17 protein-coding genes and 1 tRNA gene are annotated in these 19,911 nt (G+C 59.8%); 15 read left to right on the top strand and 3 right to left on the bottom strand.

Going from position 1 to position 19,911, the window contains the following annotated elements; all coding sequences use genetic code 11:
- Positions 1 to 28 precede the first annotated feature (28 nt).
- On the bottom strand, positions 29 to 1,147 hold the full coding sequence (locus tag ACLIRY_RS01395; protein WP_413203554.1) for a methyl-accepting chemotaxis protein: 1,119 nt from the start codon (positions 1,145 to 1,147) through the stop codon (positions 29 to 31).
- A 632-nt stretch (positions 1,148 to 1,779) separates the two neighbouring features.
- On the bottom strand, positions 1,780 to 3,459 hold the full coding sequence (gene ettA / locus ACLIRY_RS01390; RefSeq protein ID WP_413203553.1) for an energy-dependent translational throttle protein EttA: 1,680 nt from the start codon (positions 3,457 to 3,459) through the stop codon (positions 1,780 to 1,782).
- Positions 3,460 to 3,732: 273 nt separating this feature from the next.
- Here ettA and parA point away from each other — a divergent pair, with 273 nt between their 5' ends.
- Positions 3,733 to 4,371, top strand: a complete 639-nt coding sequence (parA, locus tag ACLIRY_RS01385; protein ID WP_413203552.1) for a ParA family partition ATPase — start codon at positions 3,733 to 3,735, stop codon at positions 4,369 to 4,371.
- Between the two features lie 51 nt (positions 4,372 to 4,422).
- Positions 4,423 to 5,040 carry an NUDIX domain-containing protein gene (locus tag ACLIRY_RS01380; RefSeq protein ID WP_413203551.1) on the top strand — a complete coding sequence of 206 codons (618 nt, stop codon included), beginning with the start codon at positions 4,423 to 4,425 and terminating at the stop codon, positions 5,038 to 5,040.
- A 7-nt stretch (positions 5,041 to 5,047) separates the two neighbouring features.
- Here ACLIRY_RS01380 and ACLIRY_RS01375 read toward each other — a convergent pair whose 3' ends face one another.
- A complete protein-coding gene (locus ACLIRY_RS01375; protein WP_413204173.1) occupies positions 5,048 to 5,587 on the bottom strand; it encodes a nucleoside 2-deoxyribosyltransferase in 540 nt (179 codons plus the stop codon).
- A gap of 415 nt (positions 5,588 to 6,002) precedes the next feature.
- Between ACLIRY_RS01375 and mnmC the strand changes: the two genes are divergently transcribed.
- From mnmC to ACLIRY_RS01310, 13 genes are all read left to right on the top strand, one after another.
- Entirely contained in the window at positions 6,003 to 8,087 is a 2,085-nt protein-coding gene (mnmC, locus tag ACLIRY_RS01370; protein WP_413203550.1) for an FAD-dependent 5-carboxymethylaminomethyl-2-thiouridine(34) oxidoreductase MnmC, read from the top strand.
- 153 nt (positions 8,088 to 8,240) lie between these two features.
- Entirely contained in the window at positions 8,241 to 9,098 is an 858-nt protein-coding gene (locus ACLIRY_RS01365) for a hemerythrin domain-containing protein (RefSeq protein WP_413203549.1), read from the top strand.
- Between the two features lie 62 nt (positions 9,099 to 9,160).
- Positions 9,161 to 9,805 (top strand): MBL fold metallo-hydrolase, encoded by a 645-nt coding sequence (locus ACLIRY_RS01360; protein WP_413203548.1) that lies wholly within the window; start codon positions 9,161 to 9,163, stop codon positions 9,803 to 9,805.
- A 96-nt stretch (positions 9,806 to 9,901) separates the two neighbouring features.
- Positions 9,902 to 10,228: an antibiotic biosynthesis monooxygenase family protein gene (locus ACLIRY_RS01355; protein ID WP_413203547.1), complete on the top strand. Its 327-nt coding sequence runs from the start codon at positions 9,902 to 9,904 to the stop codon at positions 10,226 to 10,228.
- Positions 10,229 to 10,444: 216 nt separating this feature from the next.
- Complete coding sequence (locus ACLIRY_RS01350) at positions 10,445 to 10,651, top strand: cold-shock protein (protein WP_413203546.1); 207 nt, start codon at positions 10,445 to 10,447, stop codon at positions 10,649 to 10,651.
- 248 nt (positions 10,652 to 10,899) lie between these two features.
- Positions 10,900 to 10,975, top strand: a tRNA-Glu gene (locus ACLIRY_RS01345).
- Positions 10,976 to 11,217: 242 nt separating this feature from the next.
- Entirely contained in the window at positions 11,218 to 12,033 is an 816-nt protein-coding gene (locus ACLIRY_RS01340) for a hypothetical protein (protein ID WP_413203545.1), read from the top strand.
- Positions 12,034 to 12,291: 258 nt separating this feature from the next.
- Positions 12,292 to 13,320 carry a lipid A deacylase LpxR family protein gene (locus tag ACLIRY_RS01335; RefSeq protein ID WP_413203544.1) on the top strand — a complete coding sequence of 343 codons (1,029 nt, stop codon included), beginning with the start codon at positions 12,292 to 12,294 and terminating at the stop codon, positions 13,318 to 13,320.
- A 351-nt stretch (positions 13,321 to 13,671) separates the two neighbouring features.
- Positions 13,672 to 14,007: an STAS domain-containing protein gene (locus ACLIRY_RS01330; protein WP_413203543.1), complete on the top strand. Its 336-nt coding sequence runs from the start codon at positions 13,672 to 13,674 to the stop codon at positions 14,005 to 14,007.
- A 169-nt stretch (positions 14,008 to 14,176) separates the two neighbouring features.
- Positions 14,177 to 14,905 carry a hypothetical protein gene (locus ACLIRY_RS01325; protein WP_413203542.1) on the top strand — a complete coding sequence of 243 codons (729 nt, stop codon included), beginning with the start codon at positions 14,177 to 14,179 and terminating at the stop codon, positions 14,903 to 14,905.
- Between the two features lie 3 nt (positions 14,906 to 14,908).
- Positions 14,909 to 16,519, top strand: coding sequence for a Na/Pi cotransporter family protein (locus tag ACLIRY_RS01320; protein WP_413203541.1), 1,611 nt, complete (start codon positions 14,909 to 14,911; stop codon positions 16,517 to 16,519).
- Between the two features lie 277 nt (positions 16,520 to 16,796).
- A complete protein-coding gene (locus ACLIRY_RS01315) occupies positions 16,797 to 17,720 on the top strand; it encodes an alpha/beta hydrolase (protein ID WP_413203540.1) in 924 nt (307 codons plus the stop codon).
- A gap of 84 nt (positions 17,721 to 17,804) precedes the next feature.
- The gene (locus tag ACLIRY_RS01310) at positions 17,805 to 19,856 is read left to right on the top strand and encodes a SpoIIE family protein phosphatase (protein WP_413203539.1); all 2,052 of its coding nucleotides are present in this window, start codon (positions 17,805 to 17,807) and stop codon (positions 19,854 to 19,856) included.
- Positions 19,857 to 19,911 lie beyond the last annotated feature (55 nt).

Here is a 19,911-nt window from a genome sequence, read left to right as displayed (position 1 = left end):
GACATTCGGGCCACCACGCCCCCTCCCCCTATTCGGGCGCCTGAACAATGCAGCCGTACCACCCCAAGCCACCGTAGGTCTCGTATCCTGGTGTCCGGTGGAATCCCACCAGCGCCCCGTCCGGCTGACGGTAGTGGCCCGCGTCCTTCCCCTCGGTACGCAAAGCAAAGGTTTCACTCAGCAGTCCCTTGTTGGCTGTACTGGCGATGACCCGGAATTTTGCGTCCAGCAGCATCACCCGAGACCGTTCGACTTCATCGCGGTCCAAACGGACTCCATCGACGATGGCCTCGGCCTGAGGACCCCAATCAAAATGGATCCCAAGAACCCCCAATGGAGCACCATGGGTTTCCCCATCGGCTCGAATCGCCGTGGAATAGGTGGCCACGGGCATATTCTCCAATGCCCCCACCCGAGCGATGTCGGCCACGGCGTAATCGTCGCCAGACTTGGTGTTCATCGCCTCTCGAAACCACGCGGCGCCGGAGACATCCATTCCCTTGACGGGGTAGCGACCAGGCCTTCCGTTGGCGACCACACGCCCCTGAGCATCGCAAATCCATAGATCCAGATAGACCGTATAGGCCGACAGAATCACCCCAAGCCGCTTGGACGCATGACTGCAGACCTCATCGGATGGGTTTTCCAAACAGCGCACCACGGCGCTATCGGTCGCCCACCAACGTACGTCGCAAGTACGCTCATACAGATTGCGATCGATAATTTCGACGGCGTTCAGAGATAAATCGGTCAGGCGGGTGCTTTGGCTGTATTCCCTTTGGTCCCGCAGATCCTCGATGATCAACCGCCCCAGACGTTCCAGGTTCTCCACCTTGCCCGACAATTCACTGCCTAAGTCGCCGGCGATGTCTGCGATCTCCGATGAAATCCGCTTCACCTCGTCGGCGACGACAGCAAACCCCCGCCCATGCTCCCCCGCCCGGGCACTTTCAATCAGGGCATTCAGCGCAAGGATCTTGGTCCGTGCCGTAACGGCGGTGATAGCGGTCAGCTTTTCTTCAGTGGTTTCGCGGACACCTGCCGCGAGCTCGATAATCGTCTCCGGACGCAGCTGTTCGCGTCCATTTTCCTGGGTTGCCTCTGACGACAAAGCGCGATCGATGACCAATGTATTGATGGCATTCATTTTTTTTGGATCTCCATGCTTGTATGTGAAGCTGGAACACGCGGTCATAGGACCGCCACAATTGCAACGATGGCGAGCTCACTCGGTTTTGTCACCAACGATTTCGCACTTGCGGAATATTTATGATTATTAACCACAATTAATAAAACGTTATCCCACACCAATGCTCAGGTTTCCCGACAGAACGGTCTTTAATTGGTCCCATCGGATGAGACCTTTCAGCTACGCCCCCCATTTCCAGGTAAAAGGAAAATACCCACTTGAACGAATCGGATTTTTGATCAATTTCGGCTCTCGAATGCGCAAACAATCAATTAAATTAAGATAAAATTCGATTCACAACACGAAAAAGGGCGGCTCCCTCCTTGAGGAAACCGCCCTAGAGTGCTCCGAGATCAAGTTGGGCTACTTCTTGGTCCAACTTGATCTCGGAGTACCGTAAAATTTATATTATACCCCGCCCCCCCTCTTTGGCGAGGCTGGGGCCTGAGGCCCCGACCCCCCATTTGGGATCAAAGGGTCCGCAGACCCTTTGCGGGTCTGGGCAGAGCCCAGAAACTGCGAAGCACAGTTTCCGGACTTTCGAGGAAACGCTGTATATTAGAGTGGAACTCACAACCCTACCTGGCAATTTACCGGGTCAGGGGTTTGTATTTAATGCGGTGGGGCTGATCGGCATCGGAGCCCAGACGGCGCTTTTTGTCTTCCTCATAGGCTTCAAAATTCCCCTCGAACCATTCGACGTGGGAATCTCCCTCAAAAGCCAGAATGTGGGTTGCGATGCGGTCCAGGAACCAACGATCGTGCGAGATAACCACGGCACAACCGGCGAATTCCAACAACGCCTCTTCCAGCGCGCGAAGGGTTTCGATATCGAGATCGTTGGTGGGTTCGTCAAGCATCAGCACATTGGCGCCTGACTTCAGCATCTTGGCCAGATGGACGCGGTTCCGCTCACCACCGGAGAGGATCCCGACTTTCTTCTGTTGATCGGCACCTTTGAAATTGAACTGCCCCACGTAAGCCCGGCTGGGAATTTTGCGCTTGCCCAAATCCAGTTCGTCGAGCCCATCGGAAATTTCCTGCCAGACCGTCTTGTTTGGGTCCAGGGAATCCCGACTTTGATCCACATAGCCCAGCTTGACGGTTTCACCGACGCGAATGTCGCCGCTGTCGGGGGTGTCGTTGCCGGTGATCATCTTGAACAGGGTGGACTTACCTGCACCGTTCGCGCCAATCACGCCGACAATGCCGCCGGGCGGCAGGCGGAAGTTCAAATCCTCAATCAACAGGCGATCACCGAAGCCCTTGGTGAGATGCTCAGCCTCGATCACCACACCGCCCAGCCGCTCGGCGATGGGGATGACGATCTGGGCCATGTCGACCTTCTGTGCCCCGGCTTCGGCCACCAAGTTCTCATAGGCGGTGATGCGGGCCTTGCTCTTGGATTGCCGGGCCTTGGGCGATTGCCGGATCCACTCCAGTTCCCGCGAGATCGTCTTCTGCTTGGCGCCCTCTTCCCGGGCTTCCTGCTCCAGACGCTTCTGCTTGTTTTCCAAGTAGGTGGAGTAATTGCCTTCGTAGGGGATGCCGCGACCGCGGTCGACTTCCAGAATCCAGCCCGCGACATTGTCCAGGAAATACCGATCGTGGGTGATGGCCACGACCGTACCTGGAAATTCGTGCAGGAACCGCTCCAGCCACCCCACCGACTCTGCGTCCAGGTGGTTGGTGGGCTCGTCAAGCAGCAACATGTCCGGCTTTGACAACAACAGACGGCACAGCGCCACCCGGCGCTTTTCACCACCGGACAGCTTGTCGACGGCAGCGTCACCCGGGGGACACCTTAGGGCATCCATGGCGATTTCCACCTGACGCTGGAGGTCCCACCCATCTGCGGCGTCAATCTGCTCCTGCAGTTCGCCCTGTTCGGTGATCAGAGCATTCATTTCGTCGTCGTCGGATACCTCTCCGAACTTCATGCTGACTTCCTCGAACCGGTCGAGGAGGGCCTTTATGGGACCAACGCCATCCATGACGTTCCCCATAACGTCTTTGCTTTCGTCCAGCTCGGGTTCCTGGGCCAGATAGCCAACCTTGACCCCATCCGCAGACCACGCCTCGCCACCGAATTCGGTGTCCAGGCCTGCCATGATGCGCAGAACCGTGGACTTTCCGGCGCCGTTGGGCCCCAACACACCGATTTTGGCACCGGGTAGGAAGGACAGCGACAGGCCCTTCAGGATTTCCCGTCCCCCGGGATAAACCTTGCTCAGGTTTTTCATCACGTAGACGTACTGATAGGCGGCCATGAATCGCTCCGAATCACAGGGAGTGGAAAAGATCGCACCAGTGGCGCGAGCGGCCTTTGTAGCTCAGGGCTGCGACCGTTGCAACGCATGCCCGCCCCTTCCGATAGCAAGTCTCAGAAGACCATTGGAAAAATGTGTCCCTTGGTTCACCCCCCAAGGGTTGCTCCACGAAAACCTTTGTGTTCCCCGACCCCCTTGCTTAGCCTGACCCTCCGGGAGAGCCCGGATTGTCCGGTGTCCTTTGGAGCGAGCCAAAAAGGGAGCATCCAATTCATGGTGGCGCGCATCATTACCATCGCCCAACAAAAGGGGGGCGCCGGCAAAACCACTTTGGCGGCCCAGTTGGCCGTATCCTTTAAGGCCAAGGGAAACTCCGTTGCCCTGGTCGACATCGACCCCCAGGGCAGCCTCGCGGCTTGGCATGGGGCGCGAATCACGACTCTCGGGGCGACCGGATGCGGTTTGCACCTGTCCGACGTGGCCGGATGGCGATTGGCAACGGAACTGGATCGGCTGCGGGACACCCATGACATCGTGGTGGTCGACACGCCCCCCCATGCGGAGACGGAAGCCAAGGCGGCCATCCGCGCGGGCGATATCCTGTTGGTTCCCGTTCAGCCCAGTCCCATGGACCTTTGGGCCACCACGGCCACCCTGGAACTGGCCCGCAAGGAACAGACGAATCCCTTGCTGGTGCTGAACCGGATGCCTCCCCGGGGTAAACTGCCGGAGTTGATCGAAGCGAAATTACGCGCCGACGAGCTTCCCATCGCCAAAGCCCGGATTGGCAATCGCACCGCTTTCGCAGCGAGCATGATGGATGGCCGAGGCGTGCTGGAAACCAATCGCCGGTCCCGCGCGGCAGAGGAAATCCAGGCCCTAACCGACGAAGTCATGGACCACCTTGCCTGAGACCTTCTCCTCCTCCCTTCCAAGTCACACTGTAGCACCGAGGTTTTCCCCATGACGAAGGACACCTTCCGCCCGTCCCAGGTAACCGTGACTGACCGGAAACGCGTCGCCAATGGCTATATCAAGGTTGACCAGATCCGCCTGCGGCATGAGCAATACGCTGGGGGGATGGGGCCTGAAATCCAGCGGGAAGTGGTCAACAGGGGCGATGCCGCAGCCATTCTGCTTTACGATGCACCCCGAGACCGGGTGGTTCTCGTCGAGCAGTTCCGGCCCGCAGCCTGGGACAAAGGCATGAAGAATCCTTGGCTGCTGGAAATCGTCGCAGGAATCATCGACCCCGGAGAGGACGCAGAATCGGTGGCCCGCCGGGAAAGCGTGGAAGAATGCGGCCTTACCCCGAACAACCTGATCCATTTTGCCCAGGTCCTGGCCTCTCCTGGAGTCCTGACCGAAAGCATCTCCTTCTTCTGCGGGCAGGTGGACAGCGAGGGCGCCGGAGGCCTCCATGGCTTGGCGGAGGAAGGGGAGGACATCAAGGTCGTGGTCCTGGACGCCGACCGCTTCATTGCCATGGCCCGCGATGGCGAACTCTCCAATGGAACCTGTCTGATCGCGGCACAATGGTTCGCCTTGAACCGGAACGACTTGCGCGCCAAATGGGCCTGAGACCCGATCAACCGACTCCCCGCTCCTTCCGGGCATTCATGAGATAGCGCATGGAAATCAGCGCCTGATCGAACCCATGGGTAATCGCTTCGGCCCCACAGCACATCATCAGATTATCCATTAGGCCGAAATCTTCGATCTCCAAGCCATCCGGGTCCCACCAGCGCCCCTCTCTCCGGGTGATCTGCCCCCGGTAGTGGATCATGATCCGATCCAGGTAAGTCCCTGTCCGCAGGTCGCCATAGCCAACGACAGGAAGCCCAAGTGCGGCGGCATATCCCATTTCGAAGGCCGTCCCCACATCCATGGAGGCCCCTCGAAAGGGAACCATATTCGCGACAACCCCATCGCAACTTTGGATCAGTTCGATATTGGCACGGTAAATGGCCTCAGCCTGACAGGACTTCCCCATATCAGCGAGATCCAAACTGGAATCGAGCGGAAAAACGCCTTCGAATCCCCGTGCCTTGCAGGCATCCTTCAACCGCCGGGCAACCGACATGGGATCGGAATCAAAGACATCCGGACCGGCAAGATAAAGCCTCATGCTCACCACACACCGATGGAGTCCCGTATCATTCCAAAGTCCTGGATGTCGATCATCGCCCGGGATCCATGAATGCGACGATTTCCATCCTTTACCCAAAGACCAAGCATACCCGTGCCTTTAGGCAAATGGTAGGAATAACCACGCAGGTCCTTCCTTACAGAGAAAAGCTTCACGACTGAACAACCATAGGCTAACAAATGCCCGGGAAAGACTGAGGAATTACACTGAATAGGACATAGACTGATATTCCCTTCTTGCCATAGACGCTCAATCGTTTCCCCTCGCCCCGTCTTTTTGACTAAATTGACCACCTGAAGAGCCGAGAATCCTGCAGACAGCCACCGCGTCCGCATCTGGCCCAAGCTCCACCCCGCCCCTCCCCCGATCCCCGCGTGGAAGGTTTAGCAGCAGCATGTCCCCCGTTGTACCCCACTGGACGCTTCCCAAGCCCGACCTCACCCTCGATTCACAGGGGACACCACGGGACGATCGCCATGGGGATATCTATTTTCAACCGGGCGAGGGATGGGCCGAAGGGCACCATGTCTTTCTGGAGGGAACGGGATTTCCCGACGATTGGCGGCACCGACATCGGATCACGGTCTGTGAATTGGGCTTTGGCACGGGGCTGAACCTGCTTTTGACCTGGGACGCCCTGCGGCGGCTCCCCCGCCCCCGCCCGGCCCTGCGCTATTTGGCCGTGGAAGGCTTCCCCCTGGATCGGACCGAACTGGCGCCCATCCTCGCAAGCACAGACGCGCCCGCCGATTTGGTGGCCGGTCTGCTGGACCGCTTGCCGCCCCGCCAACCGGGTCTCCACCATATCTCCCTGGAGGAGGGTGTCGATCTGATCCTGGCACAAGGCCCGGTCGAACCCATGCTCGCCAGCCTCTCCGGCCTTTCGGCAGATATCTGGTATCTGGACGGATTCGCCCCCTCCACCAATCCCGACATGTGGACGCCTCAGGTTTTGGCCTGGGTCGCGGCCCTGTCGGCCCCCGGAGCGCGGCTGGCCACCTTCACAGCGGCCGGTGCGGTCAAACGCGGGCTGGCAGACCTGGGGTTCTCTGTCCAACGACGCCCCGGCTACGGGCGAAAACACCATTGCCTCTCCGCCCGGTTGGAGGCTCCCCCCCTTCGACCAACCAAACATGCACGGCCCGCCCAACCCCGGCCCGCCTTACCCAAAGGGGCTCTCCTCCGCAAGGACAGCGGCAGCAAGGCCCTCTGGCCCGGACGCCCTCTCGCCCAAGGGGCACGGGTGGCTTTGATCGGTGCTGGCATTGCCGGATGTGCTGCGGCCCATGCCTTGAGCCGTGCGGGTCTCACGCCGCTCCTCTTGGAGGCCCGGGATAGCCTTGCCGCGGAAGCCTCGGGCAATCCCCTGGGTATTTTTATGCCGCGCCTCGCCGTCGAGCCCTCCGCCGAAGGCCGGTTCCATGCGGCGGCTTGGGTCCACGCCCTCCGGGTCTATCAGGATCTGGCGGACAGGGGGGCCGATCCCTGGGTTGGCCCCGCCGGATTGCTCAGCCTGCCCGTCAACGACCGGGATGAAGCCCGTCAACGGAAGGTCGCCGCCGCCTTCGACTGGCCCGAGGAGTGGCTGACCCTCCCCGACGCCGCAGAACAGGCCCGACGCACGGGACAGCCCGGCTTCCACAATACGGCGGCTCTTTGGATGGGGGCGGCCCGGTGCATCCGCCCTGGAGTGATCTGCCAGGCATTGGCCGGATCCACCCCACGGCGCCTGGGCTTCTCGGTTGTCGACATGACACGGGAAAAGGGACTCTGGCGACTGCTGGCCGCCGATGGTCGAGAAGAACGAGCCGAAGCCGTTATCCTTTGTGCCGGAGCTCAGGCGGGCACCCTCCAGCCGTCTGGCACCCCTCCGCCCCAGATCACCCGGGGCCAGATCTCCCTTTTCGACACGCCGGAACCCATGCCGGCGCACCCCATGAGCTTCGGAGGCTACATCTCCCCACCGATCACGGGTCCAGACGGTGCCCCGCTGCAAATCCTCGGCGCTTCCCATGAGCCGATGACCACCCCGGAGGATCCCGGTTGGGATCAACCGGACCCGGCAAGCCACGCCCATTGCCTCAACATGCTGATCGACCACTTGCCCGAGCTGGCGACCCGGCTGGCGGACAAACCCTGGCGCGTGCGCATCTCCCGCCGGGCACGAACACCGGACCGCACCCCCCTGGTCGGCCCCCTGCTCGCATCCGAGGACCAAGCGGTCTCGATCCTGGGTGACCTCCGCCATGGCCCCAGACGCCGCCCACCCGAAGACCGGATTCCAGAGGCCTACACTCCCGACTTGTGGGTGCTCGGCGCCTTGGGATCCCGGGGCTTTCAGACGGCCACCCTGGCCTCGGAGATCCTGGCGGCATCGTTGACCGGCAAAGTTCTTCCGGTGGAGGAGGACGTCCGGCAAGCCCTGCATCCGGCGCGCTTCCTGATACGTGCCCTAGCCCGGGGGACAATCGGTACTTGACCGAAAAGCTACACGGAAAAGTCACACCCGAAACAGCATAACCCTTGCCATCCTTTAGAACACACCCAAATAGAATGTATATGGAGCCAAGCGGAAACTAAAGACCATAGAACTCCGAAACCCAATCTTGACCGCCATGAAAGAGATTCGGCCATGGGTAACCTTCAATTCCCCCAAAGCGGCAACGGGTTGATTGATGAAGGCCATGAACACCTCATGGTGCTTCTGGCGGAGATCGGCGGTCACCTGCGTCAGCCGAACGGTCGCCCAGAGGCCATCGCCCTCTTCTCGGACTTCTTGAATGCCCTCCGCAACCACCTGGGGCTGGAGGAGGTCATTTTGCGGACCAACGGATATTCGCAATTGAACAACCACGCCCGTCGCCATACCCAGTTGATCGACAGGGTTACGGAAATGGTCGAGACCTTGACCTACGCTCCAAGCGTCCACCCCTTGGAAGTGTTGGACAGAGTCTCCGATTTGCTGATCGAACACGAAATGGTCGAAGACAGCGATATCTGGCCTTGCCTGGCCAAGCAGGACTCCCTGCAGCCGACCACCTGGGGTGCCGAGATGGAAACCGGGATCGAGCAGATCGACGAGCACCACAAGGCCATGATCGAGTATATGACACGCCTACACAACATGTCCGACGATGCGCCATTGGAAGACATCGCCCAAGTATTGAACAGTCTGCGCAGCCTCGCGATCGTTCACTTCGAGCTGGAGGAAAGCCTCTGGACAGACCAATGTGGGGACCAGAAGGCAAACAACGCCCATGCCAAAGCCCATGTGGAAATACTAGAGACCCTTGACGAGATGACGCCCCGATTGCAGACTGGCGAGATCGCGCTGTCAACCTTCGTGGATGGCTTTCTGACCGATTGGCTGATCAACCACATCCTTCGCGTCGACCAACCTCACATCGCGTTGTTCAACAGCGGGGCTGCGTTCAGCGACGAGGCTGCGGCCACCCTGAAAAACCGGAAGGACAAAGCAGCTATTCAATAATGTAGTCTAGCCTTCCCGCTTCCGCATGTGCATCCTCCCATTTTCATTCGGAGGACCAAAGGATGCCCCTGAAGGCCGCGATCATTCCCGTGACCCCCTTCCAACAGAATTGCACCCTGATTTGGTGCGACGAGACCATGGAAGGCGCCCTGGTTGACCCAGGCGGGGAGACTGACCGGCTGCTTGCCGCCGTGGCCGAGCAAAAGATTACCCTCACCAAGTTGCTTGTCACCCACGGCCACTTGGACCACGCCGGAGCCGTCGCCGACCTGCAAGAGCGCCTGTCCCTTCCCGTCGAGGGGCCGCATCAAGACGATGCGTTCTGGATTGATGATATGGCCAAACAGGCCAAGTCCTTCGGCTTTCCGGAAGGACGCCCCTTCACACCCAGCCGCTGGCTGAACCATGGGGATCAGGTCACCCTGGGCAATTTGACCCTGGATGTCCTCCACTGCCCCGGCCATACGCCGGGACATGTGGTGTTTTACCATCCGGACTCCGCCCTGGCCCAGGTGGGGGACGTGCTGTTCAGGGGCTCCATCGGGCGTACGGACTTTCCCCGGGGAGACCACGCCACGCTTCTCTCCTCCATCCGGGACCGCCTGTTCCCACTGGGTGACGCGGTCGCCTTCATTCCCGGCCACGGCCCCATGTCCACCCTGGGGGAAGAACGCCGGACAAACCCCTTTGTCGGCAAGGGCGCCTGACCTATCTGTGTTCCGAGAGCGCGATGCGATGAACTGGCCCAGCTTGACTCAAGCTGATCCAGTTTCACTCTCAGACACAATTCTCAACGGAGAGCTATGCCCATGTTTATTGCCATGAATCGATTCCGCATCCGCAAGGGCGGAGAAGAAACCTTTGAGACCATCTGGCGGGAGCGGGAGAGTCACTTGGAGGAAGTCCCAGGTTTCATCGCGTTCCACCTTCTCCGCGGTCCGGAAGGGGAAGACCACACTCTTTATGCAACGCACACCCAATGGGAAAACCGGTCCAGTTTCGAGGCATGGACCCAATCGGAGGCTTTTCGTAAGGCCCATGCCAACGCCGGATCGGCATCGACTCGGGAAATCTATCTGGGTCCACCCCAGTTTGAAGGGTTCGAGGCCCTGCTGGAGCAACTCCGCTAGGAACCCGAAACCATTGACGAATTTTCCTATAGCGGCATTTTCTCCGTCGGAACCCCCTTGCGCGAAGCGTCGAAGTGGTCCATTTTTCGCTTCATCGATTTTCGCCTAGGCTTACCGCGGCTGCCAACTGGCCGGCTTATGGTCTGACCATCGTCGAAGATTTGACGCCCCGGACGCAATAGGGCGTGGGGCAACGCCAGACCAGGAGTAGACAGCATGTCCACTGGCACAGTGAAGTGGTTCAACGGTACAAAGGGCTACGGCTTCATCGAGCCCGACGACGGTTCGGCCGACGTGTTCGTTCACATTACCGCCGTTCAGCAAGCCGGCATGGACGGACTGCGCGAAGGTCAGAAGGTTTCCTTCGACCTGGAGCGTGGCCGTTCCGGCAAGATGGCCGCTTCCCAGCTGAAGGCTCTGTAAGAGTTTTCACGAAAAAGCAAAAAAGAGGGCTTGCATCGTCCCCAGTGGTCCGATAGAAAGCGGCCCTCACGAAGCGACATCACACCGTCGCAGAGGCTACCGACGGGACTGAAAAGTCCCGTCGGATGGCTCAACATCCCAAAGCCGCTTTGGGAAGTGGAGCGAGATGGGTCCTTTGGGATCCATAAAATAAAGGTGGGCCCTCGGGTTCTGCCGACGATCTAAGACGGGAATACCCCGTCCACGGCGTCCCCATCGTCTAGCGGTCCAGGACATCACCCTTTCACGGTGAAGACACGGGTTCGAGTCCCGTTGGGGATGCCATCCCCCTTAAGGTATTGAAGCTTAAGGGAAGAGATAAATACAAACTTCATTTTCCCTGCGTATCTGCGGCACAGGCCCTTGACCTCTTTTTCTGAGGTTGGCCCCTTGCCCAGCAGAGCATCTCTTCGAAAGCGCCCATCAAAAATTGGAGATCCGGCTTTTGCACGGTTCCCTCCCGCGCATCCATGGGGTAGGTCCTATTGGCAACGCCACAACAGGACTACGAGCTGGAGAAACACCCCATGGCAAATGCCTTTCTGATCATCGACGGCCAATTGTCCTTCATGGATGGCCAAGCCAGCGGCTCGTTGGCCGTTCCCGGAGCCTGGGCCGACATGGAGAGGCTGGCCGACCTGATCCACGAATCCCCCCTGGCCTTCGACGCCCTGTTCCTGACCATGGATCAGCACAATCTGCACGACATTGGCCACCCCACGTGGTTCAAGGATGCCACAGGCGCCCACCCTGGCCCCTTCACCCTGATCACCGCAGCCGAGGTCGAACAGGGAGCGTGGACGACCAGCGATCCAGCCATGCTCGACCACACCTTGCGTTACCTCAAGGCCTTGGAAGCCAAGGGGCGTTACATTCATACCATCTGGCCGGCCCATTGCATCATCGGCACGCCAGGAACTCTCCTCCATCCAGCCCTGGTAGAAGCGGTCCACGGCTGGGAAGTCGAGCGCCACCGGGCCGCCACCTGGATCTTCAAGGGTACGGATAGCATGGTCGAGCATTATAGCGGATTTGCCTCTGAGGTCCCCAACCCGCTGGACGGCACCCATGAGACCCTGGGCGCCCGTCACTTGGACAGCTTGACCGCCTTCGACACCATCCATGTGGCCGGAGAGGCCTCCAGCCACTGCGTCAAGGCCACCGTAGAAGACCTCATCACGGGCCTTAAAGAACGGGGTGTAACCGAACCGGAAAACCGTCTGGTGCTACACACTGACATGATGAGCCCGGTGTCTGCTATCCCCAACGGCCCCGATTTCCCGGCCATCGCCCAGGCCTTTCTCAACGACCTGGCTGCCAAGGGCGCGACCCTAACCCCATAAGTCCCAGAGTCGGGGGCGGGATCGGGGGCGGGATCGGGGGCGGGATCGGGGGCGGGATCGGGGGCGGGATCGGGGGCGGGATCGGGTAGAAACCCAAAGCGCCCCGATCCCGGGCAACCAAACCTGCGTCCGCGCGTTACAGCTCTGTCCGACACGGGGCTCTCCAGTCGTCGGAAACGAAGATTGGAAAGGACATCGCCCATGTCATGCCGCCTCCGGACAACAGCCAGCCCCCCCCTTGGGCTGGGAGCGCTTCTCGTGGCCGCCCCCCTAGTGATCTTCCCCGGGGACAGCCTCGCCCAGACACCGGTCGAGGATAAAAACGGTGAGGCGATCGATCCGGAAACAGGGACACCTTCCAATTTTCCCGATTGGGACGGTGGAACTCTGTCCATCCAGATCGAAAACGACAAAATCGGCGGCACGGATCGGCATTACACCAACGGGGTTTCTGCCACCTGGGTTTCCGGCGTCGGAGACATGGCGCCCTGGGCCAGAAAGGTAGGGGATGCCATTCCCTTCTTCCCCTCAGATGCGATCCAACGCTATTCCGTCACCTTTGGTCAGAGCATCTTCACCCCCGAAGACACCCAAGCCCAAATTCCCGATCCGTCGGACCGACCCTATGCGGGCTGGACCTATGTGGGGTTAGGCTATATCGCGGAAACCGGCGAAACCCTGGATCGGTTGGAATTGGACCTGGGTATGGTCGGGCCCTATGCCCTGGGTGAAGAAATACAAAACAACTTCCACACGCTGATTGGTGTAGACACCTCCAAGGGATGGGGGCATCAAATCCATAACGAACCGGGCGTGGTTCTGTACTATGAGCGCATGTGGCGCCAATTCGCGTCGTTCAAGGCGGGAGGGGTGGGCTTCGACCTGGCACCCCATGTGGGCGGCGCATTGGGCAACGTCTACGTCTACGGCGCAGCGGGTGCGACAGCGCGGGTGGGGTTCAACCTGCCCGACGACTACGGCCCGCCACGCATTCGCCCCAGCCTGCCCGGTTCCAGCCACTTTGAACCCACCGGCTCCTTGGGCGGATACCTTTTCGCAGGGATCGAAGGCCGGGCCGTGGCCCACAATATCTTCCTGGACGGCAACACTTTTCGCGACAGTCCCGACGTGGAAAAAGAGATCCTGGTGGGAGACCTTCAGGCCGGTTTGGCCCTCACGTTAGGCAACGCACGCCTGACCTACACCCAGGTCATCCGCAGCCCGGAATTCGTCGGGCAGAAAGACCCAGACATTTTCGGGTCGGTTAGTTTGTCCTACAAGTTCTGAATAAAAAACGCTCTCTGCTTTTGTTACGGATACCCGATCCTCCCTCTTCTCCGCAGGGACAGTGTTGGCCAGATTGCGCAGCATGACAGCGGACAAGCCAAGGGCGAAAAAACTGAACAACGTGATCAGACAAGAATGTATTTTGAATGACAGCCGCTGTATCAGCCAACCCGCGACTCATGACATAGACGGCACTTTTAGCTTTATATCCAGTGCATTGAGGTTCCCGATGGACCAAATGACCAATCGCTACTTTTCCGCCCGACGCTATAGACAGGTCTTCTCGGTTTGGGTAAACCCTTCACAGTGGAAAGAGACATTTTCAAATCGTTCCAAAAGGGGTACGTGTCGATGACAGTCACCGTCGAGAACGCGGATGGAATTCAAGTCGTGGCCTTGGAAGGCCGCCTGGACAGCATGAACGCGTCTTCGGTCGAAGGACAGCTGAACGGATTGGTGACCGCCGATCTAAACCGGATTGTGGTGGACATGGCCAAGCTAGACTATATTTCCAGCGCGGGCCTTCGCCTTATTCTGGTCATGGCCAAGCAAGTCAAACAAGTTGGCGGCAAGTTGGTCCTTTGTGGCATGCAGTCCCATATCCGAGAAGTGTTCGAGATCAGTGGCTTTCTGTCTATTTTGACCGTCGTTGAAACCCGGGCAGACGCTTTGACTGCGGTTGCCTAACCGTATGAGGGGTAAGCCGGATCTTTGAGCGGGATCTCCGCCGATACGCCAAAGACTTGACCCAAGTGATCTCTGTTCTTCTCCGTTCCGCAGATTGGTTGAAGCCTCTGCTTTGGGCCACGGCACCAAGACTTTACTAACACGCAAGACCTGAACTCGGGACGCTCTGATGCCCCCATCCCCAACGGACGGCCCGTCCCTGTTCACCCGTCGCCCTTCACGGAAAGCGCGATCTTTAACGCCCCTCGCAGGGCTTCTGGGGGTCGTGCTGATCACCAATGCGCTGATCGGCCTGTTTGGTCTTTACTATGCCCACCAGGGCACGGTGGCCAATTTCGCCGAAATGAATTCTCTCATGGTGGACCTGGACGCAGCCCGGCGGGCCAGGGGGGATTTCAAGGTCCAGGTCCAAGAGTGGAAAAATATCCTTCTCCGCCATAACGAACCCGGCGGGCTGGAGCGCTATTGGGATGGCTTTCGAGCCCGGGAATCCGAGACCCGCCGGACCCTGGAAGCCATGGCCGAGCGTATTCAGGCCCGGGGTGGCGATCCCGCCGCCATCCGGACGATCCTGGAGCATCATGCGGCCTTGGGCAAAGCGTATCGCGCCGCCCTGGCCGAAGGAGAAAAGGCGCGTGCCACCTCTGGAGGGGGATTTGACGCCCAGGTTGCGGATGCCCGAGTGCGAGGCATGGACCGCACCCTGGACGGAGAGCTGGACAATCTGGCCCTCAAGGTCTTTGCCAATGCCAAAGACCGCCAGCAGGACATGATCGTAGCGGGCCAAGCCCGGTACGAGACTCTCCGCGCCACCGCCACTTGGGGTCTGGGAGGATGCATCCTCTTAGTCGGGCTGTTCCTCGCCCTCGCGGTGCGCGGAGATCGGACCAAGCGCTGATCCATGGACCCCGTAGCAACGATTCTGGGCGGTCTTGGCCTGTTCTTCATTGGCGTCAAGCTGATCGGCGACAACCTGAAGCGCATGACCGGCAAGCGCTTCCGCGCACTGGCCCGGAAGACCACCAACTCCCCCATTCTGGCAGCCGGCCTGGGTACCCTGTCCGGCGCTTTGACCCAAAGCACCAGTGCGGTCACCTTCATTGCTACGGGCCTTGTAACCGCGGGCCTTGTTGAGCCCCGCAAGGCCATGCCCCTGGTGATCTGGTCCAACCTGGGCACCGCCGCCCTGGTCATGGCAGCGACCCTGAACATCCATGCCTTTATCCTGTCTCTGCTTGCGGCGACAGGGCTGTGCTATTTCATGGACCTGCACAAGGCCACGCAATGGCGCGCCCTTCTTGGCGCCATGCTGGGGCTGGGCCTGCTGTTCCTGGGGCTGGATCTGATGAAATCCGGGACGGAACCCCTGCGCACCATCGCCATCGTCCGGGACTTCGTCACCTTCTCCTCCACCTCCCTGTTCATCGCCTTCCTCATTGGTGCTCTGCTGACCCTGGTGGCCCAGTCCTCGGCAACGGTGTCTGTTATCGCGGTCACCCTGGTGTCGACCGGGATCCTGGGGATGGATCAGACCGTGATGATCATCTACGGCGCGGGCGTCGGATCGGGCCTGTCCGTCTGGTTTCTCGCGTCCAACCTGTCGGGGACACCCAAGCGGTTGGTAAACCTGCAAATGGTGACCAAGATGGCCGGTGCGGTCGTTTTGATCCCCCTTTTCCTTGTGGAGAAGACCTGGGGGACTCCCCTTGTTCTGGAGTGGGTGGCGGGTCTGACGGCGGAACCCGCTCGCCAAGCGGCCTGGATTTACCTGATTTATCAGATCGCTGCGACGGTCACGGTCACCCTGCTTTCGCGCCCCCTGGCAGCCTTGATCGAACGACTACAGCCTCCCGGCGAGGAGGAAACCCTCTCCCGTCCCCAATACCTTGAGGAAAGCGCCCTCGATTCCCCGGAAACGGCGATTGACCTTGTCGACCGGGAACAGGCCCGCATGGTCTCCCATATGGTGGCCGCCCTGAACAACCTCCGCCCGGACATGGCCCACCTGGAGGATCTGCCCCACCATGGCCTGCTCCTGACCGCCACACAGGCTCTGGGCGAGGAGATCCAAGGGTTCCTGGCCGAGTTGACGGATCAGGAGCAATCCCGCCATATCTTGGAAGCCGCCGTGGTCGCCCAAAACCGGGTCTCCCTGCTGCTTGACCTGCGGGACACCATCGGAGAGATGATCAAGGCTGTGGAAGAAGAGGACCAGATCGCGCCCGAAGTCGCGCCTCTGGCCCACGCCTTGATGGAAAGCCTCCATCTGACCCTGGAAATGTTGGCAGAAGAAACTGTGAGCGGAGATCCCATGAGTTTGGACACCCTGGTAGCCCTGACAGGGGACCGGTCCGACATGATGGAGCGGACCCGCCGATCCTTAATCCAAAGCTCCCGCCAACTCGACCAATCGGCCCAGGAACTTTTGTTCGCCACCACAGCCCAGTTCGAACGGGCCCAATGGCTCATTCACCGGTGCGCACGCCTGACCCGCCGCCGGAACGACATCTAACACCAAGGTGCGGTGAGTTTGCCTCACCGCACCTGGGAAGCGGCCAAGTGGCCGCCGCGCCTTATGGCGCGTAAAAGCCCGCCTGGCGTTTGAACGCAAGAAAAGCGGCGTGGGTTTCAACCCGCGCCGCTTGGTATTATGCATCGACCCAAACGAAGGCTGCAGCCGGAGTCGAGATCCAGTTGGATCGCTTCGCGACCAAACTTGGCCTCGAAGAGGCTCTAAAACTTATAGAATGAGAGTGAACCACCGAGGGGAAAGGGCCGTAGAACAGGGCATGACCAAGCAAACGAAATCCCGCTTTTCCTCCCCCTTCCGTCCCCTATTGGCCCTGGCCGCAGGGCTGGGCGCGCTCCTGTCCTCCGCCTGTACCCTCGAAAACCTGAACCGGATCGTACCTGACGGGGCCTATCAGTCGATCCGGAACCTGCCCTATGGCCCCCACCCCAGGCAAACCCTGGACGTCCATTGGCCCAAAGGCCCTCCACCGGCGGAGGGGTGGCCCGTTGCCGTTTGGATTTACGGAGGATCCTGGGAATCCGGAGACAAATGGCAATACCGTTTCGTCGCCCAGACCCTCGCCAAACTGGGTTGGGCAACCGTCATTCCCGACTACAGGGTCGCGCCGGAAGTGCGCTTTCCCGCCTTCGTCGAGGACACCGCCTTGGCCGTTGCCTGGACCCAATCCAGGGAAGGACGCAGGGCCATGGAGCAGGCGATGGGTCCCATCCGAAAAAGCCGGGTGCTCATGGGCCATTCCGCAGGCGCCTACAACGCGGCCATGGTGGCCTACAATCCCCGTTGGCTGCGGCAAGCCGGAGGCGACCCGACCGCCGTGACGGGTTTTGTCGGCTTGGCCGGTCCCTATGATATCCACCCCTACGATGTACCCCTCACGAAACGTCTTTTCGGCCATGAAACGGATCCCGAGCGCGTCGAACCCATGCCCCACCTGGGTCCCGATAGTCCGTCTTCCCTACTGGTTACCGGAGATGGCGATGAGACCGTTCTTCCAAGACACACGCATATTCTGGCCGAATCCATCCGAGATAGCACGGGGGATCCGGGTCGGGTTACGGAAATAACTCTACCTGGAGCTGGACATGCTGGAGTGCTGGTTGGATTGACAAAAATCCTTGAAAAACCGCGTCTGACGGAAGCATTGAGCCGCTTCCTTCAATCCAGACAAAGGGACCCCTAGGGGTTTTCCGCAGGGCACGCCTTTCGCCCCTCACCCAAGTACGGTACAGTTGGCCCCCTTCCGACCATTGGTGGCCAATCATTCATGTTCAATTCCCTTCGGACGAAAGTCTTCCTCGCCGTCGTGTTGATCCTCGCCGTCGTGACGGGGGTGGTGATGTTTTTCACCAATCGGGATGTGGAACAGGCCCTGGTGGCAGCGGAAAACCGCTCAGCGAGCAACGTTCTGCATCTGCTTGAAGTCAATGTGGAGGGACGCTACCGCACCCTGCTGACTGACAAGATCCGCGTGGTCCGGGAACGGAAAGCCTCGCTGGAAACCCTCTCCAACCTCGCTTTTTCCACCTTCGGCTACTTCAAATCCATGGAAGATCAGGGGATGATGGCCGATGGAGAAGCCAAGTTCCGCGCGACTGAATGGTTGGGAGACCTGGAGCAGGACAAAACGCATACCATCTTCGTGTTTAATAAGGGCGGCACCATCCTCGCCTCGACCGACCCCGAACGCATCGGCGAGGACATCAACGGAATAACGGACATAAAGGGCCGAAATTTGGTCACCGCTTCCTTTGCGGAGGCGGGTCCCTACGGCTCGGCCAATTTCACCTATTCAGCTCAGGGCGCGGGGGGAGCCCCTGACCGCTTCGCCCTTGTCTCCCCCCTTCCCAATTGGGGGTGGATGGTGGCCGTCCAGGCGGAGATCATCGACGTCCAGCGCCAAGTCGACATGGCCATGCGCGATATCGTCAAGGCCTTGGCCCAAACCCTTCCAGACATCCAAGTCGTCAAAACCGGCTTTGTCTTCGTGTTCAAGGGCTCCGGGGAGTTGATCGTTCCGCCACCCGCCCATGCGGGTCCCCTGTCAAAGGCCACTTCGATTGCCGATGTCGATCCCCAACTTCTGACGACCCTCAAGGCAGCGGCCGACAATGGCGACGCCTCCTCCATCCGCGTTCGATTGCCCGGGGATGACCAGGGTCTCATGGAAACCTACGTGGCTTACTTCAAGCCCCTGGACTGGTTCATGGTCAGCACCGCACCGGTGCAGGAAATCAGCCAACCGGCAGAACAGCTGATCCACCATCTGGCCCTGATCTTCGCGGCGGTCCTTGCGGTCTGTCTGATTCTGGCTTGGACCTACGCCACGGCCATTGCCCGCCCCCTGGCCCGCCTGACCGCCTACGCCAAGGACCTGCCCAAGCAGGACTTCACCCAGCCCGCACCGGACAGCACCCCCATTGACGACATGCCTCGGCGCTATAGGGATGAAGTGGGGCGACTGGCAGAGGCCTTCACCTTCATGGATGATTCCCTGCGGGAGAATATCCACGACCTGATGGAAACCACCGCCGCTAAGGAGCGGATCCAATCGGAACTGACCATCGCCCGGGATATCCAGATTGGTCTGCTCCCCAAGATCTTCCCCCCCTTCCCCGACCGTAGGGAAATGGACCTGCATGCGACCCTGGTTTCGGCCAAGGAAGTGGGTGGCGATCTGTTTGATTACTTTTTCCTGGACGATCGCCAACTGGTCTTCGCTGTCGGCGATGTGGCTGACAAAGGTGTGCCTGCGGCCTTGTTTATGGCCATCACCAAGACCCTGCTCAAGGTCGCCGCAGAAAAGACCCCAGAGCCCGCCGCGATCCTGGAGCGGGTCAACGATGACCTGTCCGTGGACAATCCCAACGCCATGTTCGTGACCCTGTTCATCGGCATACTGGACGTCCAAACCGGCGAACTCGCCTACGCCAATGGGGGGCATAACAAGCCCATCCTGATTCGCCAGGACGAGACGGCCTGGATAGAGGGGGCAAGCGGCCCGGCCTGCGGTGTCATGGACGGCATCCCCTACAAACCCCTGTCCACAACCCTGAAACCCGGAGACGCGGTCCTGGTCTATACCGACGGTGTCACCGAAGCCATGAGCCCGGACAATGCCGTCTTCGGCGACAATCATCTTCTGCAGATCGCCCGGGACCTGGAAAGCAAACCCACCATGGAAACCGTGAAAGCCGTCATGGCTGCCGTCCAAGTCCATGCCGATGGTGCGAATCAATCCGACGATATTACTATGTTGTGTTTGCGGTGGAACGGTCCGCTCGAACCAAAAAAGACCCCCGATCAGGCGAACGCCTAAACCGGGGCGAGAGAACACTTTCTTTATGAACGACGAGAGTAGTCTGGAGACTAAC

Source organism: Rhodospirillum sp. A1_3_36 (assembly GCF_047263945.1).
Classification (GTDB): domain Bacteria; phylum Pseudomonadota; class Alphaproteobacteria; order Rhodospirillales; family Rhodospirillaceae; genus Rhodospirillum.
The sequence above is the reverse complement of the archived record's forward strand: the minus strand, read 5'-3'. Positions and strand labels throughout refer to the sequence as shown.

Coding starts and splice junctions, on each gene's coding strand:
- ACLIRY_RS01380 (WP_413203551.1), top strand. CDS start 4,423: ATGACGAAGGACACCTTCCGCCCGTCCCAGGTAACCGTGACTGACCGG.
- ACLIRY_RS01355 (WP_413203547.1), top strand. CDS start 9,902: ATGCCCATGTTTATTGCCATGAATCGATTCCGCATCCGCAAGGGCGGA.
- ACLIRY_RS01340 (WP_413203545.1), top strand. CDS start 11,218: ATGGCAAATGCCTTTCTGATCATCGACGGCCAATTGTCCTTCATGGAT.
- mnmC (WP_413203550.1), top strand. CDS start 6,003: ATGTCCCCCGTTGTACCCCACTGGACGCTTCCCAAGCCCGACCTCACC.
- ACLIRY_RS01320 (WP_413203541.1), top strand. CDS start 14,909: ATGGACCCCGTAGCAACGATTCTGGGCGGTCTTGGCCTGTTCTTCATT.
- parA (WP_413203552.1), top strand. CDS start 3,733: ATGGTGGCGCGCATCATTACCATCGCCCAACAAAAGGGGGGCGCCGGC.
- ACLIRY_RS01325 (WP_413203542.1), top strand. CDS start 14,177: ATGCCCCCATCCCCAACGGACGGCCCGTCCCTGTTCACCCGTCGCCCT.
- ACLIRY_RS01330 (WP_413203543.1), top strand. CDS start 13,672: ATGACAGTCACCGTCGAGAACGCGGATGGAATTCAAGTCGTGGCCTTG.
- ACLIRY_RS01350 (WP_413203546.1), top strand. CDS start 10,445: ATGTCCACTGGCACAGTGAAGTGGTTCAACGGTACAAAGGGCTACGGC.
- ettA (WP_413203553.1), bottom strand. CDS start 3,459: ATGGCCGCCTATCAGTACGTCTACGTGATGAAAAACCTGAGCAAGGTT.
- ACLIRY_RS01365 (WP_413203549.1), top strand. CDS start 8,241: ATGGGTAACCTTCAATTCCCCCAAAGCGGCAACGGGTTGATTGATGAA.
- ACLIRY_RS01310 (WP_413203539.1), top strand. CDS start 17,805: ATGTTCAATTCCCTTCGGACGAAAGTCTTCCTCGCCGTCGTGTTGATC.
- ACLIRY_RS01315 (WP_413203540.1), top strand. CDS start 16,797: ATGACCAAGCAAACGAAATCCCGCTTTTCCTCCCCCTTCCGTCCCCTA.
- ACLIRY_RS01360 (WP_413203548.1), top strand. CDS start 9,161: ATGCCCCTGAAGGCCGCGATCATTCCCGTGACCCCCTTCCAACAGAAT.
- ACLIRY_RS01395 (WP_413203554.1), bottom strand. CDS start 1,147: ATGAATGCCATCAATACATTGGTCATCGATCGCGCTTTGTCGTCAGAG.
- ACLIRY_RS01375 (WP_413204173.1), bottom strand. CDS start 5,587: ATGAGGCTTTATCTTGCCGGTCCGGATGTCTTTGATTCCGATCCCATG.